Genomic DNA, 16,441 nt, shown 5'->3' with positions numbered 1-16,441 from the left:
AGCATACGGCGAACCGCCTTCACCATTCCCGACTCCCTATTCACCATTCACCGCCGTTCAAACACCGCAATGCTTTCCACATGCGCGGTGTGCGGGAACATATCCATCGCACCGGCCGACACCAGCGTAAAGCGCTGCTCGTTGACCAGGTAGCCGGCGTCGCGCGCCAGCGAACCCGGGTGGCAGCTGACATACACGATGCGCTCGAATTTCTTCAGCGGTAGTTGCTGCAGCACTTCCAATGCGCCAGAACGCGGCGGGTCCAGCAGCAGCTTGTCGAAGCCCTGACGCATCCAGGGCGTATTGCGCTGATCCTGGGTCAGATCGGCCGCATAAAACTGCGCATTGTCCAGGCCATTGCGTTGCGCGTTTTCCTTGGCGCGCGCCACTAATCCGGCATCGCCTTCCACGCCGACCACCTCACGCACCGTTCTTGCCAGCGGCAGGGTGAAATTGCCCAACCCGCAAAACAGATCCAGCACGCGGTCATCGGGTTTGGCATCGAGCAGCGTCAGCGCGTGCGCAATCATCTTCTGGTTGAGCGAGGCATTGACCTGGATGAAGTCCAGCGGCCGGAACGCCAGCTCGACGTCCCATTGCGGCAGGCGGAACGACAGCGGCACGTCCTGTGGCCATAACGGATGCACGCTGTCCACGCCGCCGGGCTGCAAGAAGATCGCAAACCCGTGGGTCTGCGCAAATTCCACCCAGGCTTGCCGATCGCGCTCGCTGAGCGGCTGCATGTGGCGGATGGTCAACGCCACCGCATCGTCGCCGGCGATGAACTCGATCTGCGGGATGTCGCGCTTGCCATCCATGTTTTCGATCAAAGCCGCCAGCAGCGGGATCTTTTCGCCGATCTCCGGGATCACCGTGTAGCAGACCGACAGGTCGGCCACGAAGCGCGGGTCGAGTTCGCGAAAACCGACCAGGGTCTTGTCCTTCTTCTCCACCCGCCGCACCGAGAAGCGACCTTTACGCCGGTAGCCCCAGGTGTCGCCGACCAGCGCCGGCAGCACCGTCTGCGGGCTGACGTGGCCGATGCGCTCCAGGTTGTCCATCAGCACGCGCTGCTTGGCCACGATCTGCTGCGACTCCTCCAGATGCTGCAACACGCACCCGGCGCACACGCCGAAATGCGGGCAGCGCGGGGTGACCCGCTGCGGCGAGGCCTCCAGCACGTCGACCGTCTTGGCTTCATCGAAATGGCGGCTGCGCGCGGTGGGCTCGGCACGCACCAGTTCACCGGGCAAGGCGCCACTGATGAAGGTGACCTTGCCGCCCTCACCGTCGCGGCGCGCCACTCCGCGGCCGTCATGGCTCAGGTCGGTGATGGCGGTCTGGAAGGGGGTACGGTCGAAACGGTTTCGGGTTCTGGCCACGTGGCGACAAGCTGCGGGCAAAAAGGGTGCGTATTGTCGCAGATGCGATCGACCGAGGCCGCCTTGCGTGGCGTGGCAATTGTCGTGCCCTGCAAACACAGGCAAACTTCGCCTGCGCGCGGCAGCTCAGGACGCGGCACCGCTGACAAGGAGGCAGCAATGAACATGGCGACACGTCAGGAACCCCATCCACGACTCTTGTTGGTGGAAGACGACCCGATCAGCCGCGGCTTTCTGCAGGCTGCCCTGGAAAGCCTTCCGGCCCAGGTGGATTGCGCAGATTCGTTGTCTTCGGCGCTGGACCGCGCGCGCGAACGTCGCCACGACCTGTGGCTGATCGACGTCAATCTCCCCGATGGCACCGGCAGCGGCCTGCTGCGTGCGTTACGTCTGCTGCACCCGGACGTGCCTGCGCTGGCGCATACCGCCGATGGCGACATGGCGATGCAGCGTGGTCTGCAGTCCGATGGCTTTCTGGAAATGCTGGTCAAGCCGCTGACCACCGAACGCCTGCTGCAGGCGGTGCGTCGCGGTCTGGCGCGTGGCCGCTACAGCGTGGCGCCGGTCGGTGTGGTCGACATCGCCGCCAGCGATTGGGACGAGGCGGCAGCGCTGAGCGCACTCAACGGCCAGCAGCATCACCTCAACGCACTGCGCGAACTGTTCCTGGCAGAGCTGCCGGGCACGCGCGACGCGGTTACCTCGGCACTGAACATCAGCGATGAGCAGGCGCTGCGCAATCATCTGCATCGCTTGCAGGCCAGTTGCGGTTTCGTCGGCGCCGCCCGGCTGGCCGGCGCGGTCCGCCTGCTGCGTGGCGACCCGCAATCGCACACCGCGCAGACCCAGTTTCATGCGGCGGTGGCGGCGTTATTGCACTGAGCTGAGGGTGTCGTCGTCGGCGGCGCCGCCGGTGGGATCAGGCGCTGGCTGGGTGTCGACAGGATCGGATACGCGATTCGTCAAATGACACGCGGCACTGCACTTGGCCGCGTCGTGCAGATCAACGCCGCCGCGCCAGATCCTCCAGCATTTCCCAGGATTTCAGCCCGCGTCCGTTCAGATGATGCAACAGCACGCTACGCATGCTGCGGCGCAAGCCGGGCATGTCATCGGTAGCCGGCATTGTGTCCTCCCCCAGCGCCAGCAACGCCGCACCAGTGACGGTCTCACGCCGATCCTGCGCCAGACGTTCGCTCAGTACCCGCATGGCACCTTCCTGCGGATCGAGTCGATAGCGCGCTGCCGGGTCGATCGGCTGCCCGTCGCTGTCGTGCTGCAGATCGAAGGCAAACCCCAGCCCCTCCAGCACATCGCGCTCGAACTGGCGCAACCCCCACGCCAGCGACAACTCCGAGGCCAGATGCGCACGGGCCTGCGCGTAGCACGCATAAAGCTCGGGCACCGCATCATTGCGTGGGGCCAGACGCAGCAACAGCTCGCTGATGTAGAAGCCGGCGAGCATGCGTTCGCCGACCAATCGCGGCGCGGTATCCAGCGCTTCGGCCTGGCGCAGTTGCGCAAGTTCTCCGCGCTGCACGGCGGTGAACTGAATCAGTTGCAGCGGCTGCAGCGCCGCACGCAGCGCCTGCTTGCGCGGGCCTTGCACGCCACGCGCCAGCAACCCCACCCGCCCGTGCTGCTCGGTCAGCACTTCCACCAGCAAGCTGGTCTCGCGCCAGGCGCGCACATGCAGGACAAAGCCGTGTTCGTGCTCGATCAGCATGGAAGCAGTTGCCGTGACTGGGGCCCCGGGACCCGGGACACGTAGACAGCAAGGGCAGCGCCTCCGGAATGGCGACGGTGCGCAGCAGCGCTGCCCGAGCTGCATGCGCGGTCCACAGACACGCGCACCATTTGCACAACGCTTATCCCGGCATTGTTCCGCAAAGCTGAAAGCTCCGCCGCGGATGGAGCGAGCGCCGCTCGCTCAACACGGGGCGCAGCATGCCGAGACATCGCCCTGCGCCATGTCCGTAGCATTGCCGGCGCACTGGCGGACAGCGTCCGCTTTCCGGGTCCCGGGTCCCGGGTCCCCGGCCCCGCTTTCATTCGTAACCGAACGCCTTCAATGCCGCTTCGTCATCCGACCAGCCTTCGCGCACGCGTACCCAGGTTTCCAGGAACACTTTTGCACCGAACAGCCGCTCCATCTGCAGACGCGCCTTGCCGCCGATTTCCTTCAGACGGGTGCCGCCCTTGCCGATCACGATCGCCTTCTGGCCTTCGCGCTCGACCCAGATCACCGCACCGATCCGCAGCAGCGCGCCGTCTTCGGCAAAGCGCTCGATTTCCACGGTGGTGGCATACGGCAGTTCTTCGCCCAATTGGCGCATCAGCTGCTCGCGCACCAGCTCGCCTGCCAGAAAGCGCTGGCTGCGGTCGGTGATTTCGTCTTCGCCATACATCGCCTCGGCTTCGGGCACCAGCTTGAGCAGATCGCTCACCAAAGCTTCCAGCCCCTTGCGCTTGAGCGCGGACACCGGGTGCACGGCGGCAAACGTACGGCCCTCGCTGACCTGCGCCAGAAACGGGAACAACGCAGTCTTGTCCTTGAGCCGGTCGACCTTGTTGACGACCAGCACCACCGGCACCCCCGCGTCGCTGAGCACGCGAAACGCCAGGGTGTCTTCTTCGTCCCAACGGCCGGCCTCGATCACCAGCACCGCGGCGTCCACGCCTTCGAGCGAACCGCGCGCGGCGCGATTCATCACCCGGTTCATCGCACGCTTTTGCTCGCGGTGCAGCCCGGGCGTGTCGACCAGCGCCAGCTGCCCTTCCGGGAAGGTAGCGATGCCCAGCAGCCGATGCCGCGTGGTTTGCGGCCGATTGGACACGATGCTGACCTTGGCGCCCACCAGGGCATTGGTCAGAGTGGATTTGCCGACATTCGGCCGGCCGATGATGGCAACGCTGCCGCTACGGTGGGGAGTGGTTTCGCTCACGTGTTTACATCCAGTTGTGCGATGACGGTAGCCGCCGCCTGTTGCTCGGCAAGACGGCGCGACGTGCCCTGGCCCTCGGCGCGGGCGATGGGCTGCTCCAGAATGCAGGCGACGTGGAACTGCTTGGCATGTTCGTCGCCGCTCTCGCTGATCAGAGCGTAATTGGGCAACGGCAGCTGCCGTGCCTGCAGCCATTCCTGCAGCCGCGTCTTGGGATCTTTTTCGGCCTTGCCGACCGGTAACGCCGCAAGCGATGACTCGAACCACGGCAGCACCACCGCGCGACAGCGCTCGAATCCGCAGTCCAGATAGATGGCCGCAACGATCGCCTCGACCGCATCGGCCAGGATCGAATCGCGCCGATGACCACCGGACTTGAGTTCGCCCGGGCCCAGCGTCAACCGCTCGCCCAGATTGAGCGTGCGTCCAATCACCGCCAGTGCGCCTTCGCGCACCAGCTCGGCGCGCGCGCGCGTCAGCGCGCCTTCGTCGGCCTTGGGCCAGCGCTGATACAACGCCTCGGCAATCAGCAGATTGACGATGCCGTCGCCGAGAAACTCCAGCCGCTCGTTATGCGGCGTCCCGGCGCTGCGATGCCGCAGCGCCTGGGCGAGCAGACCCGGATCGGCGAATGCATGACCGATCGGATCGCCACGTTGGAAGGTTCTATTCGACACCGCGTTTCGTCATGTCCTGCGAGGTATCGAACTTGCCGACAATATCCAGATTGCCGATCAGCTCGCGACGCACTTCGTAGTTGACCTTCATCCGCCAGCCGCCTTCAACACGCTCGAACTTGACGTCTTCTTTTTTGACGTTCTCCGAGTAATTGATGTACAGCCGACGAAAGAACAGATCCTGCAGCTTTGACGGATCCATGTTGGCACTGCCGGGCTCATTGGCCAGGCCCTTCATTGCGGTGCGGACGGAGTAATACTCCTGATACATCGGAAACAGCTTCATCCCGATGTACAGGCCAAATCCGACCACCGCCAGCACCACCACGAACGACGTCAACGTCATACCGCTTTGCTTGCGCTTCATTGTGCTATCCCCGGCACGCCGTGCGTGCATTTACTGGATTCCAGTCCCGATCCGCGACGGATCGAAACTCCCCTTACAGAACCACCCTTCGCAATTGAGCCAGATCAGAAACGCCTTGCCGCGCAGATTGGCTTCCGGCAAGAAATGCGTCTGGGTCCAGAACCGACTGTCTTCACTATTGTCGCGATTGTCCCCCATCACGAAATAGCTGTCTGCCGGCACCGTCCAGTCGCCCTGGCCGGCCGGCATGTTGCGGTCCACCCACTCCAGCACGGTATGCGTGCGGCCCGGCAGGTCCTCGACCAGCAAGGTCGTGCCGGTCATCTCGGCGCCCTTGCCCTTGCCGATGTACTCGCCCTTGACGGTATAGCGCATCGGCTTGTCGTTGATATACAGCGTGTCACCGTGGAAGCCGATCTTGTCGCCCGGCAGGCCGACCACGCGCTTGATCCAGTTCTGATCCGGCGCATGCGGCGGCTTGAATACCACCACGTCGCCGCGCTTGGGCTCGCTGGTCGGAATGAATTTGGTGTTGGTGATCGGCAGACGGAAACCGTAGGCGAACTTGTTGACCAGGATGAAATCGCCGATCAGCAGGTTGGGCATCATCGAACTGGATGGAATCTTGTACGGCTCGGCCACGAAGCTGCGCAGGATCAGCACCACCGCCAGCACCGGGAAGAACGCGCGCGAGTAATCGATGATCGCCGGCTCGCTGTCCAGCAGCCCGGCACGAGCGGCACGGCGCTTGGCCAGGAACAGCTTGTCCAGCAGCCAGATAAAGCCGGTGCCCAGCGTCAGCACAACCAGGATGATTTCAAACCATTTCATTGATGTTCCTTTCGGAAAGGGAATCGAGAATCGAGAATGGGGAATTGGAACGGCGGGAGCACGTGCGCCCTTACGATTCCCGATTCCCGATTTACCATTCCCTGCTACTTATCCATCTGCAGCACGGCCAGGAAGGCCTCCTGCGGAATCTCCACGCGGCCGACCTGCTTCATGCGCTTCTTGCCTTCTTTCTGCTTTTCCAGCAGCTTTTTCTTGCGCGAAACGTCGCCACCATAGCACTTGGCCAACACGTTCTTGCGCATCGCCTTGACCGTGGAACGCGAGATGATCTGCGAGCCGACGGCGGCCTGAATTGCGACGTCGAACATCTGCCGCGGGATCAGTTCCTTCATCTTTTCGCACAGCTCGCGGCCGCGCCGATCGGCATGGCTGCGGTGCACGATCAGCGACAACGCATCGACCTTGTCGCCGTTGATCAGCACGTCCACTCGCACGAACGGGCCGGCATCGAAACGCACGAAGTGATAATCCAGCGAGGCGTAGCCGCGGCTCACAGACTTGAGCTTGTCGAAGAAATCCAGCACCACTTCGGCCATCGGCAGCTCATAGCTGATCTGCACCTGGCTGCCCAGATAATTGATGCTGATCTGGGTGCCGCGCTTTTCTTCGCATAACTTGATGATGTTGCCGATGTACTCTTCGGGCGTCAGCACGTTGGCGCGAATGATCGGCTCGCGAATCTCCTCCACCAGGTTCAACTGCGGCAGCTTGGCCGGGTTGTCCATGTTGATGATGGAGCCGTCGGTCTTGAGGACTTCGTACACCACGGTCGGCGCGGTGCTGATCAGGTCCAGGTTGTACTCGCGCTCCAGACGCTCCTGCACGATTTCCATGTGCAGCATGCCCAGGAAGCCGCAACGGAAACCAAAGCCCATCGCTTCGGAGCTTTCCGGCTCGAAACGCAGCGCGGCATCGTTCAGACGCAACTTGTCCAAGGCTTCGCGCAGATCCGGATAGTCCTCGGCATCCACCGGAAACAGGCCGGCGAACACGCGCGGCTGCATTTCCTGAAAACCCGGCAACGCATACGGCGCGGGATCGGCAGCCAGGGTCAAGGTGTCGCCGACCGGCGCGCCATGCACGTCCTTGATCGAAGCATTGATCCAGCCCACTTCGCCAGCACCCAGCGAAGGCAGATCCTTGCGCTTGGGGGTGAACACGCCGACCTTGTCGACCAGGTGCGTGCGCCCGGTCGACATCACCAGAATCTTGCTGCCCGGCTTGATCTGGCCCTGCATCACGCGCACCAGCGACACCACGCCCAGGTAATTGTCGAACCAGGAATCGATGATCAGCGCCTGCAGCTTGTCGGTATCGCGCGGCTTGGGCGGCGGGATGCGATGCACGATCGCTTCCAGCACCAGGTCGATGTTGAGACCGGTCTTGGCACTGACCGCCACCGCGTCTTCGGCATCGATACCAATCACCGCTTCGATCTCGGCCTTGGCACGGGCGATGTCGGCAGTCGGCAGGTCGATCTTGTTGAGCACCGGCACCACTTCCAGCCCCTGCTCCACCGCGGTGTAGCAGTTGGCTACCGATTGCGCTTCCACGCCCTGGGCGGCATCGACCACCAGCAGCGCGCCTTCGCAGGCGGCCAGCGAGCGGCTGACTTCATAGGAGAAGTCGACATGCCCGGGGGTGTCGATGAAGTTCAGCTGATAGACCTGCCCGTCCTTGGCCGTATACGGCAAGGACACCGACTGTGCCTTGATCGTGATGCCGCGTTCGCGTTCGATCGGGTTGGAGTCGAGAACCTGGGCCTCCATCTCGCGCGCCTGAAGGCCGCCGCATAGCTGGATGATCCGGTCGGCCAGGGTGGATTTCCCGTGATCGACGTGGGCAATGATGGAGAAGTTGCGGATGTACCGCATTGAATCAGAGGACATTGAGGTGGGCGCCGGCGGGGCCGTCGTCAGGGTAACGCAGCATTATCGCACGGCCGGCCCCATTGGGGCCGGGGGAATTGGGAATCGGGAGTAGGGAATCGTGAAAGCCAAGGCAGGCCGCGCTCTTACGATTCCCGATTCCCGATTCCCGGCCTCGATCACCCGCCGGCCTTCAGCGCCACATAGCTGGTGGCCTTGCCGTCGGTGACCAGCAGCATGACCACGTCGCCCTTCTTGTAGCTGGACAGCGCGCGGTTGAGTTCGGCGACGCTGCCGACCTTGGTCCGGCCGACGCGGGCAATGAGCAGGCCCGGTGACAGCGGCGGCTGGGTGCTGCGCGCTGCTGCGCCGGTGACCGCGGCAATCCGCACGCCCTCGCCCGCTTCCAGGCCCAGCCGACTGCGCTCGGCGGCGGTCAGGTCGGCTACCTGCAGGCCGAGCAACGCCACACTGGCTGGTGCTTCGGACTTGGCGTCGGCCGCTGCGGCGCGTGGCGCGGTGTCTTCGCTGCCATCCTGCAATGGCGCCAGCACGACTGACACCTGACGCGGCTTGCCGTCGCGCAGTATGTCCAGGTTGACCTTGGCGCCAGGCGGCATCAGGCCGATCATCGGCGGCAGATCGCTGGCCACCTCGATCGGCTTGCCATTGACCGCACGGATCACATCGCCCACCTCGACACCGGCCTTTGCGGCCGGGCTGCCAGCGGGAATGTCGTTGACCAGGGCGCCGCGGCTATCCGGCAGGCCCAGCCCTTGCGCCTTGAGCGTATCAATCGCTCCCACCGCTACGCCCAGCATGCCGCGACTGACCCGACCAGTGGCCTTGATCTGCTCGGCCGCACTGAAGGCCAGGTCGATCGGGATCGCAAAACTGATCCCCATGTAGCCGCCCGACGCGGAGAAGATCTGCGAATTGATGCCGACCACTTCGCCGCGGGTGTTGAGCAGCGGACCACCGGAGTTGCCCTGGTTGATCGCCACGTCGGTCTGGATGAAGGGCACATAGCGTTGGTCGGCGTACGGATTGCTGCGGCCGGTGGCGCTGACGATGCCGGCGGTGACCGAGTGATCCAGCCCGAACGGCGAACCGATCGCCACCACCCACTGGCCCGGCTTGAGCGTATTGGAATCGCCCAGACGCACGGTCGGCAGCCCCTTGGCCTCGATCTTCAGCAGCGCCACGTCGAACTGTTCGTCGCTGCCCACCACCTTGGCCTTGAACTCGCGGCGGTCGGTGAGCTTGACGGTGACTTCGCTGGCGCCATCGACCACGTGGTGATTGGTCAGCACATAGCCGTCGGCGGAAATGATGAAGCCCGAGCCCATCGACTTGCCGGCAATGCCGCCATCGTCATCGCCACCACCCTGGCCCGGCCCCTGCCGCGGGCCGCCCGGCATCTGAAAATCCGGGCCGAAGAAGCGCTTGAAGAACTCCGGCATCTGCTCGTCGTCCGGCATGCCGCCCTGACCGGGCATCCCACCTTGCCCGCCGCGCCCGCCACGCGCCGAACGCGCCATCGCATCCTTGCGGGTGATGGTGGTTTCGATATTGACCACGCCCGGGCCGACCTGTTCGACCAGATTGGTGAAGTCCGGCAGGCCGGCGACCAACTGCGGCGCCGGGGTGGTGCTGCGGTTGGCGGCAATCGGCGCACTGGCCTTGGCGGCCGGCGCTGGCGCCGTTTGCTGAGCACAGGCTGCCAGCGGCAACGTCATGGCGATCAGGCCAAACATCTGGGTACGCATGCGGTGATTCATCGAGTTGCCTCCGATGGCAGGGCGACAGGGGCCGGAACCCGCGAGATGACACGGGCCCGGCAAGTTAACGGGAGGAAGCGCGCCGACTGGATGAAGATCGGCGGCCGGATCAGTTCTGCGGGACCTGCACCGGCAGCGGCCGGCTCTGCGCAGGGTTGCCGCTCGCCTGGGGCGCAGGCTCGAACGGATAGAACGCCGGACCCTGGCGGCTCTGGCTGAAACTGGCATTGAGCGGGCTATCGCCGGCGCCGGACAACGCCGCGCGTGGCCACGGGCGCGCCTGCAGTGTCGTGTCCGGATGGGTAAATGGATTGGAAGTTGCTGCCGGACTCACCGCTGCCGCAGGAGCCGGGGTAGCTGACGCCACCATCCGGGCAGGCGCCTGTTGCTGCCGCGCCGCTGCACTGCGCGCCACCTGCTGATTGCGGGTAGCGGCACCGCGGCGCGTGGACGCCAGCGCAGCGGCAGGCACCGCCGCGACGAGCGCGCCGCCATCGCCGGGGTTGGCCGGGGCGGGCGTTGCCGGTGCTTGCGGGGCAACCGGCGGCGAGGCGGCGGGCGGCAGCTGCGCCGCAGTCGCATACACCGGCACAGCGGAGGCTGGCGGTGCCGTCTCCGGCAAGCGCTCGCGCGCCATGAACAAGGCGATTGCGGCAACCGACGCAGCAATCGCTGCACCGCCACCCCAACGCCAGCGTGCGGCCGAGCGCGGTGCCGGCTGCGCCTGCGGCGCTGGCTCATCGGCAATGGCGCTGCGCACACGCGCGGCAAAATCCAGCGGCGCCGGCGCGCTGGCCGCACCGCGCAGCACATCGCCGCACAGCTGCCAGCGCTCGTGGCAGCCAGCCAGCTCCTCATCGTGCGCCAGACGGCGCAGCAAGAAGCGCGACTCGTCGGCGTTCAACTCTCCGTCGACCAGCGCAGACAACTGCTGCCGGTAGTGACGTTCGAATTTGTCGGTGGTGGACATGGCAGGGTTATCGCTCATACACGGTGTCGCTCACGGGTAGCGCTTTCGGTCTCCAGCAGAGGCCGTAGCTCGATGTCGATGGCCTCGCGCGCCCGGAAGATGCGCGAGCGCACCGTTCCGATCGGGCAATCCATCTTTCGCGCGATGTCCTCGTAACTCAGCCCCTCCACCTCGCGCAGGGTGATGGCCGACCGAAGTTCTTCCGGCAGTGCTTGGACCGCACGCATCACCGTTTGTTCCAGCTCCTGTCGCATCAATTCGCGCTCCGGTGTGTCGTTGTCGCGCAACCGGGTCGCTCCATCGAACTGCTCGGCATCGCTGATCTCGATGTCGTCGGTGGGCGGGCGGCGGTTGTGCGCAACCAGATGGTTCTTGGCAGTGTTGACGGCAATGCGGTGTAGCCATGTATAGAACTGGGAGTCGCCGCGGAAACTGTTGATCGCGCGGTACGCGCGCACAAACGTATCCTGGGCCACGTCCTGACATTCGCTCCAGTCGGCGATGTAGCGCCCGATCAACGCAACGATCCGGTGCTGGTATTTGCGCACCAGCACGTCGAACGCCGCGCTCTCGCCGCGCTGCACACGCCGGACCAGTTCCAGGTCCAGCTCCTGAGGTGTATCGACTTCGGCCATGTTGGGCCGCACTCCTGTCAGCCCACCGAAGTCGGGCAATGAGACCGCCGTTGAAGAGGAAAGTTCATACCGATCGGTTCGATCGTCACGTAGCAGGGTAGCGGCTCCACTGCGCCGCTGGCGACGCCTCCCGCGAAGCGCATGCCGTCCTGTCGACTGGTATGGGTATTTGACGTGATGGAAACAACCTCTGGATGATAACGGCCTTTCCTTATATCGCCGGACGGCCAGACGCATGCTTCCAGGTTTCGACGGGCTCCGATTCAGCCATTGGCAGGCCGACCTGCGCGAGGACGGCGTGGTCGTCCTCAGCCTTGATCGACAAGGCGCACCGGTCAACGCGTTTTCGCAGGAGGTGCTGCTCGAACTGGGCGCGCTGGTCGAGCGGCTGGCCCTGGACCCGCCCAAGGGCGTGGTGCTGCGCTCGGCCAAGGCCAACGGCTTCATTGCCGGCGCCGACCTGAAGGAGTTCCAGGACTTCGACCGCAAGGGCACGGTCAACGATGCGATCCATCGCGGCCAACAGGTGTTCCAGAAACTGGCCGAACTGCCCTGCCCTACGGTAGCGGCGATCCACGGCTTCTGCATGGGCGGCGGCACCGAAATCGCGCTGGCATGCCGGTACCGAGTGGCATCGGACGACGCCAGCACACGCATCGGCCTGCCGGAAACCAAGCTCGGCATCTTCCCCGGATGGGGCGGCAGCGCCCGCTTGCCGCGCCTGATCGGCGCACCGGCGGCGATGGATCTGATGCTGACCGGGCGCACCATGTCGGCCAAGGCGGCGCGGGCGATGGGGCTGATCGACAAGGTCGCCGCGCCTGCGGTGCTGGTCGATGTTGCCGCCGCATTGGCCTTGAGCGGCTCCACGCGCCCGTTCAAGCAACGCGCGACCGCCTGGGCTACCAACACGTTGCTGGCACGCAAGCTGCTCGCGCCGCAGATGCGCAAGCAGGTCGCACGCAAGGCGCGTAAGGAGCATTACCCGGCGCCGTATGCCTTGATCAACGTGTGGGAGCGCGCGGGCGGCAGCGGCATCCAGGCGCGGCTTGCGGCCGAGCGCAAGGCGGTAGTCAAGCTCGCCAGCACGCCGACTGCGCGCAACCTGATCCGCATCTTCTTCCTGACCGAACGCTTGAAGGCGCTGGGCGGCAAGGATGCAGGAGCGGCCGCGTTGCCGCCGATTCGCCATGTGCACGTGATCGGTGCCGGCGTGATGGGCGGCGATATCGCCGCGTGGGCAGCGTACAAGGGCTTTGAGGTCACCCTGCAGGACCGCGAGCAGCGCTTTATCGATACGGCACTGACGCGTGGCGGCGAGCTGTTTACCAAGCGGGTGAAGGATGAGGCCAAGCGGCCGGCGGTGGCAGCGCGCCTGCGTGGCGATTTGGCTGGCGCAGGCGTGGCGCAGGCGGATCTGGTGATCGAGGCGATCATCGAAAATCCGCAGGCCAAGCGCGACCTGTATCAGTCCGTCGAGCCGCAACTCAAGCCCGATGCAGTGCTGACCACCAATACTTCGTCGATTCCGCTGACCGAGCTGCGTGGTCACATCCAGCGCCCCGCGCAATTTGCCGGCCTGCACTATTTCAACCCGGTGGCGATGATGCCACTGGTGGAAATCGTGCAGCACGATGGCCTGGATCCGGCCAACGTGGCGCGCCTGGCGGCGTTCTGCAAGGCGCTGGACAAGTTCCCGGTGCCGGTGGCGGGCACGCCCGGATTCCTGGTCAATCGCGTGCTGTTCCCGTATCTGCTCGAAGCGGCCACCGCGTATGCCGAGGGCATTCCGGGACCGGTGCTGGACAAGACTGCGGTGAAGTTCGGCATGCCGATGGGGCCGATCGAGTTGATCGACACGGTGGGGCTGGACGTCGCTGCTGGCGTCGGCGCCGAGCTGGCGCCGTTCCTGCACCTGCCTATTCCTGCCGCGCTTGCCACCGTGGACGCCGGCAAGCGCGGCAAGAAGGACGGCCAGGGCCTGTACAAATGGGAAAACGGCCGCGCGGTCAAACCCGAAGTGGCCAGCGGCTATGCCGTGCCCGCAGATCTGGAAGACCGCCTGATCCTGCCGCTGCTCAATGAAGCGGTGGCCTGCCTGCACGACGGCGTGGTGGCCGATGCGGACCTGCTCGATGCCGGCGTGATCTTCGGTACCGGCTTCGCCCCGTTCCGCGGTGGCCCGATCCAGCACATCCGCAGCGTCGGTGCGGATGCCTTGCTCGAACGTTTGCAGGCACTGCACGCGCGTTATGGCGAACGCTTTGCCCCGCGTCCGGGCTGGGATTCGCCGGTGTTGCGGGAAGCGGTGGCCTAAGCACCGCTGCGGTACAACGACAACGCCACCGCAAGGTGGCGTTTTTCTTTGCCTAGCAGCTGCGCGATCGCTTCGTCAGTGGTTCTAATGCGAGTGCTTGTGCGCGCAATGCCCGTGTGCATGATCATGTCCATCGTCGGCAGCAACCTGCATGGACGGCGTACCGCAGGGTTCGGTACCGCAATCGCCGCTCTCTACTTGCAAGGTGACGTGGGCGATATCGAAGCGGTCGTGCAGCAAGGTGCCGAGGGCGTCGCGCAGGCGATCGCGGTCGATGGTGTCGCCGACCACCACGTGCGCGGTGAGTGCGGGCGTGCTGGAGGCCAGGGCCCAAACGTGCAGGTCGTGCAAGTCATCGACGCCGGAGTAGCTGGTCAAGGCCTGACGCACCTGCGCCAGGTCGATGCCTTTGGGGACGCCTTCGAGCAGGACGTTGATCGCTTCGCGCAGCAGCACCCAGGTGCGTGGTAATACCCACAGACCGATCAGCACCGCCAGCACCGGGTCGATCCATTGCCAGCCGGTCCAACGAATCAGCAAGGCGCCGATGATCACCGCCACCGAGCCGAGCATGTCGCTCCAGACTTCCAGATAGGCGCCCTTGACGTTGAGACTTTCGCCGCTGCCGGCATGCAGCAGTTTCATCGCGATCAGGTTGATCACCAGGCCGAAACCGGCAATCAGCAGCATGCCGTTGGAAGAAATGTCCTGCGGTGCGCGGAAGCGTTGTGCGGCTTCCCAGAGGATGTAAGCACCGACACCGAATAGCAGCGCGCCATTGACCAGGGCGCCCAAGGCTTCGAGACGGACATAGCCGTAGGTGCGGCGCGCGTCCGCCGGGCGTCGGCTCAAACGTACCGCGAGCAGCGCGATCATCAGACCGAGCGTGTCGGTGGCCATGTGCGCCGCATCCGACAACAACGCCAGGCTGTTGGACACGAACGCGCCGATGACTTCGGCCACCAGAAAGGTGGCGGTGAGGCCAAGCGCCCACCACAACGGTGTTTCGTGGCGGATTTCGCTGGGTGCGTGGTTGTGATCGTGTCCCATGGGGTGCAGTGGCCTTGTGCGATGCGCGCACCTTAGGCGCGTGCGATGGCGGAGACTATTACACCTGGGCGTGATGACATCACATCACGTGAGCGCGAAGCGGCGCCTTGTTGTCCAGGCCGAGTAGCGACTCGGAGCGGCTAACAAACGCTCTCGAACGCCGCAGCAATGGCGGCAATGTGCTGACCCCACTGCCTTCGTTGGCGGGTGGAGTGATGTCGTCTTGGTAGTGACGTTGCTCAGATGGAACGAAGCCGACCAGACCGTACCTCATCAGACGGCCGCGCTGCATGCCCTGCTTGCCCTGCTTGCAATCATACGTACCGACCCTGCCGACTGGTCCTTGCCCGCCCAGCGTCGCGGAACCTTACGCGGCATGGATGCCGCGTAAGGTCCCACACGGACGTACCTGCGGCGTGTCCCGTGATGGTGGGCGGGCAAGGGCCTCGCAGCCAAGCCGCAGATCATCCGCTCTACAACCGATGCCCCCCCCCCGTTCGATCAACTCTCCAGACGGATGCTAACTGCCACTCCGGCTACGCTTCCTTGACGGTGGACGTAGACGCTTTGTTAGCGGCTCTCAAACTTTGGCCACCAGCTTGACCACACTCGAAAAATCCAGCGCGCCGTTGCCGGCCGTGCTGTTCATGGCGTACAGGTTGCGTGCCAGTTCGCCCAGCGGGATCGACACGCCGGCCTGCACCGCAGATTCGGCCACCAAGCCCAGGTCCTTGAGCATCAGATCGTTGCCGAAGCCGCCGCTGTAGCCGCGCGAAGCCGGTGCGTTGGGCAGCACGCCGGGCCATGGATTGCAGACTTCGGTGGCCCAGCTACGTCCGGTACTGACCGCCATCATTTGCGACAGCACTGCCGGGTCCAACCCCTGCGCGACGCCAAGCGCCAGCGCTTCGCCGGTGGCGGCCATGATCACGCCCAGCGCCATGTTGTTGCATAACTTGGCGACCTGGCCGGCGCCGTTGTCGCCGACGTGGAAAATGTTCTTGCCCATGGCCTCCAGCACCGGACGGGCGCGCTCCAGCACATTGGCGTCACCACCGACGATAAAGGTCAGCGTGCCGGCGGCGGCACCCGCGGTGCCACCGGACACCGGCGCGTCCAGCATCGCCAGCCCGCGCGCGCGCGCGACATCGGCCACCTTGCGTGCGGACACCGGCGCGATGGTGCTGCAGTCGATCACCAGCGCGCCGTCGGGAATCTGCGTCAGGATGCCGCCATCGCCCAGATACAGCCCTTCCACATGCCGGCTGGCCGGCAGCATCGAGATGACGATCTCGGCATCAACCAGGGTGTCGTGCGCCGAGGTTGCTGCGTGCGCGCCGGCGGCCGATGCCGCATCCAGTGCGCCCTGCACCAGATCGAAAACGCGTAGCTGGTGCCCGGCCTTGATCAGGTTGGCGGCCATCGGGCCGCCCATGTTGCCCAGGCCGATAAAAGCGATCTTGCTCATCGTGTCGATCTCCAGAGTGGAGCAGGTATCAAAAGGGTCGGGAGGCGCTCAGCGCGCAATGCCGCGCAGCGCCGCAAACAGCGTTACGCACGCAGCATTACGCACGAAATCTGCGCGGTGGTTGCATGG

The 16,441-nt window shown here is 64.8% G+C and carries 14 protein-coding genes; 2 read left to right on the top strand and 12 right to left on the bottom strand.

Annotated features, from left to right (window positions below):
• Positions 1–47: 47 nt before the first annotated feature.
• A complete protein-coding gene (gene rlmD / locus ACZZ0O_RS12990) occupies positions 48–1,382 on the bottom strand; it encodes a 23S rRNA (uracil(1939)-C(5))-methyltransferase RlmD (protein WP_323538119.1) in 1,335 nt (444 codons plus the stop codon).
• Positions 1,383–1,541: 159 nt separating this feature from the next.
• Here rlmD and ACZZ0O_RS12985 point away from each other — a divergent pair, with 159 nt between their 5' ends.
• Positions 1,542–2,264: a response regulator gene (locus ACZZ0O_RS12985; RefSeq protein ID WP_115512204.1), complete on the top strand. Its 723-nt coding sequence runs from the start codon at positions 1,542–1,544 to the stop codon at positions 2,262–2,264.
• 121 nt (positions 2,265–2,385) lie between these two features.
• Here the strand turns inward: ACZZ0O_RS12985 and recO are convergent, their stop codons facing one another.
• The 9 genes from recO to rpoE all read right to left on the bottom strand — a co-directional run bounded on the left by recO (position 2,386) and on the right by rpoE (position 11,477).
• A complete protein-coding gene (gene recO, locus ACZZ0O_RS12980; protein WP_323514188.1) occupies positions 2,386–3,108 on the bottom strand; it encodes a DNA repair protein RecO in 723 nt (240 codons plus the stop codon).
• A 322-nt stretch (positions 3,109–3,430) separates the two neighbouring features.
• Entirely contained in the window at positions 3,431–4,327 is an 897-nt protein-coding gene (gene era / locus ACZZ0O_RS12975; RefSeq protein WP_055845351.1) for a GTPase Era, read from the bottom strand.
• Complete coding sequence (gene rnc, locus ACZZ0O_RS12970) at positions 4,324–5,004, bottom strand: ribonuclease III (RefSeq protein ID WP_055845353.1); 681 nt, start codon at positions 5,002–5,004, stop codon at positions 4,324–4,326. Before rnc ends, era begins: the two co-directional genes overlap by 4 nt.
• A complete protein-coding gene (locus ACZZ0O_RS12965) occupies positions 4,994–5,401 on the bottom strand; it encodes a DUF4845 domain-containing protein (RefSeq protein WP_115527380.1) in 408 nt (135 codons plus the stop codon). Before ACZZ0O_RS12965 ends, rnc begins: the two co-directional genes overlap by 11 nt.
• Positions 5,402–6,202 carry a signal peptidase I gene (lepB, locus tag ACZZ0O_RS12960; protein WP_055845359.1) on the bottom strand — a complete coding sequence of 267 codons (801 nt, stop codon included), beginning with the start codon at positions 6,200–6,202 and terminating at the stop codon, positions 5,402–5,404. It lies immediately after the preceding gene.
• Between the two features lie 104 nt (positions 6,203–6,306).
• The gene (gene lepA / locus ACZZ0O_RS12955; protein WP_055845361.1) at positions 6,307–8,097 is read right to left on the bottom strand and encodes a translation elongation factor 4; all 1,791 of its coding nucleotides are present in this window, start codon (positions 8,095–8,097) and stop codon (positions 6,307–6,309) included.
• 173 nt (positions 8,098–8,270) lie between these two features.
• Positions 8,271–9,872: a DegQ family serine endoprotease gene (locus tag ACZZ0O_RS12950; protein ID WP_463590955.1), complete on the bottom strand. Its 1,602-nt coding sequence runs from the start codon at positions 9,870–9,872 to the stop codon at positions 8,271–8,273.
• 109 nt (positions 9,873–9,981) lie between these two features.
• Entirely contained in the window at positions 9,982–10,860 is an 879-nt protein-coding gene (locus ACZZ0O_RS12945; protein ID WP_463590954.1) for a sigma-E factor negative regulatory protein, read from the bottom strand.
• Positions 10,857–11,477: an RNA polymerase sigma factor RpoE gene (gene rpoE, locus ACZZ0O_RS12940; RefSeq protein ID WP_005991949.1), complete on the bottom strand. Its 621-nt coding sequence runs from the start codon at positions 11,475–11,477 to the stop codon at positions 10,857–10,859. Before rpoE ends, ACZZ0O_RS12945 begins: the two co-directional genes overlap by 4 nt.
• Positions 11,478–11,712: 235 nt before the next feature.
• Between rpoE and ACZZ0O_RS12935 the strand changes: the two genes are divergently transcribed.
• Complete coding sequence (locus ACZZ0O_RS12935; protein ID WP_463590953.1) at positions 11,713–13,794, top strand: 3-hydroxyacyl-CoA dehydrogenase NAD-binding domain-containing protein; 2,082 nt, start codon at positions 11,713–11,715, stop codon at positions 13,792–13,794.
• Positions 13,795–13,878: 84 nt separating this feature from the next.
• On the opposite strand, the gene ACZZ0O_RS12930 is transcribed toward ACZZ0O_RS12935, so the two are convergent.
• Together ACZZ0O_RS12930 and mmsB are read right to left on the bottom strand one after the other, a co-directional pair.
• Complete coding sequence (locus ACZZ0O_RS12930; protein ID WP_463590952.1) at positions 13,879–14,844, bottom strand: cation diffusion facilitator family transporter; 966 nt, start codon at positions 14,842–14,844, stop codon at positions 13,879–13,881.
• A gap of 580 nt (positions 14,845–15,424) precedes the next feature.
• Positions 15,425–16,327: a 3-hydroxyisobutyrate dehydrogenase gene (gene mmsB / locus ACZZ0O_RS12925; RefSeq protein ID WP_463592447.1), complete on the bottom strand. Its 903-nt coding sequence runs from the start codon at positions 16,325–16,327 to the stop codon at positions 15,425–15,427.
• Positions 16,328–16,441: the final 114 nt, after the last annotated feature.

This window comes from Xanthomonas sp. AC360 (assembly GCF_979258225.1).
The sequence above is the reverse complement of the archived record's forward strand: the minus strand, read 5'-3'. Positions and strand labels throughout refer to the sequence as shown.

Coding starts and splice junctions, on each gene's coding strand:
- ACZZ0O_RS12930 (WP_463590952.1), bottom strand. CDS start 14,844: ATGGGACACGATCACAACCACGCACCCAGCGAAATCCGCCACGAAACA.
- lepA (WP_055845361.1), bottom strand. CDS start 8,097: ATGCGGTACATCCGCAACTTCTCCATCATTGCCCACGTCGATCACGGG.
- ACZZ0O_RS12945 (WP_463590954.1), bottom strand. CDS start 10,860: ATGAGCGATAACCCTGCCATGTCCACCACCGACAAATTCGAACGTCAC.
- lepB (WP_055845359.1), bottom strand. CDS start 6,202: ATGAAATGGTTTGAAATCATCCTGGTTGTGCTGACGCTGGGCACCGGC.
- ACZZ0O_RS12950 (WP_463590955.1), bottom strand. CDS start 9,872: ATGAATCACCGCATGCGTACCCAGATGTTTGGCCTGATCGCCATGACG.
- ACZZ0O_RS12985 (WP_115512204.1), top strand. CDS start 1,542: ATGAACATGGCGACACGTCAGGAACCCCATCCACGACTCTTGTTGGTG.
- rpoE (WP_005991949.1), bottom strand. CDS start 11,477: ATGGCCGAAGTCGATACACCTCAGGAGCTGGACCTGGAACTGGTCCGG.
- ACZZ0O_RS12935 (WP_463590953.1), top strand. CDS start 11,713: ATGCTTCCAGGTTTCGACGGGCTCCGATTCAGCCATTGGCAGGCCGAC.
- recO (WP_323514188.1), bottom strand. CDS start 3,108: ATGCTGATCGAGCACGAACACGGCTTTGTCCTGCATGTGCGCGCCTGG.
- ACZZ0O_RS12965 (WP_115527380.1), bottom strand. CDS start 5,401: ATGCACGCACGGCGTGCCGGGGATAGCACAATGAAGCGCAAGCAAAGC.